Raw genomic sequence first — 857 nt, 5'->3', positions numbered from 1 at the left:
GGACGGCTCGCCGATGACGCCGGGCATGCCTTGGGCCTTCTTCACATCGATCTTCTTGATCTGCGCATGCGCGTGCGGACTGCGCACAAAGGCGGCGTGCTTCATGCCGGGAACCACCATGTCGTCGACATAGCGGCCGGCGCCCGTGATGAACCGTTTGTCTTCCTTGCGCGCGACCCGAGCGCCAACACCTTCAATGCCCATCAGAAATTCCTCCGGAATTATGGGAGTAGGGCAGTAGGGAGTAAGGGACTAGGGAAAAAGGGCCTCGTTGCGTTGGCCTTTTTGCCCTACTCCCCTACTGCCCTACTCCCTTATTCCCTTGCCTAAGCAGCTTGTCTCGCCTTACCCTTGGACCCCTTCATCGTCGTCGATGCGGCGAGGATCGCCTTGACGATGTTGTGGTAGCCGGTGCAGCGGCAGATGTTGCCGTCGAGCTCGGCACGCACCGTCGCCTCGTCGAGCCCTTCGGGGTGGCGGCTGATCATGTCGGTCGCCGTCATGATCATGCCCGGCGTGCAGAAGCCGCATTGCAGCCCGTGATGTTCCTTGAAGGCGGCCTGCACCGGATGCAGGTCGGCGCCATTGGCCAGGCCCTCGATCGTCAGCACGGTGGAGCCGGAGGCCTGCACCGCGAGCATCGTACAGGATTTGACCGCCTTGCCATCGACGTGGACGACGCAGGCACCGCATTGCGAGGTGTCGCAACCGACATGCGTGCCGGTAAGGCCGAGATTTTCCCGCAGGAAGTGAACCAGAAGTGTTCGGTCCTCGGCAGCACCGCTGACCCGCTTTCCGTTCACCATCAACGAAACGTCCGACATGGTCCCTCCCTGGGTATCAACCTTGGTATCCAC

2 protein-coding genes are annotated in these 857 nt (G+C 61.6%); both read right to left on the bottom strand.

From position 1 onward, the window contains the following. A partial coding sequence (locus EN939_RS36195; RefSeq protein ID WP_164751604.1) for a xanthine dehydrogenase family protein molybdopterin-binding subunit occupies positions 1–204 on the bottom strand: 204 nt, incomplete at its 3' end. Between the two features lie 122 nt (positions 205–326). Continuing rightward, a complete protein-coding gene (locus tag EN939_RS36190; protein WP_127272058.1) occupies positions 327–824 on the bottom strand; it encodes a (2Fe-2S)-binding protein in 498 nt (165 codons plus the stop codon). Positions 825–857 lie beyond the last annotated feature (33 nt).

Source organism: Mesorhizobium sp. M7A.F.Ca.CA.002.05.1.1 (assembly GCF_003998335.1).
Classification (GTDB): Bacteria; Pseudomonadota; Alphaproteobacteria; order Rhizobiales; family Rhizobiaceae; genus Mesorhizobium.
Note: the sequence above shows the minus strand (reverse complement) of the source record. Positions and strands in the feature narration are given on the sequence as shown.

Excerpts from the sequence above, each read along its gene's own strand:
- EN939_RS36190 (WP_127272058.1), bottom strand. The coding sequence starts at position 824 with ATGTCGGACGTTTCGTTGATGGTGAACGGAAAGCGGGTCAGCGGTGCT.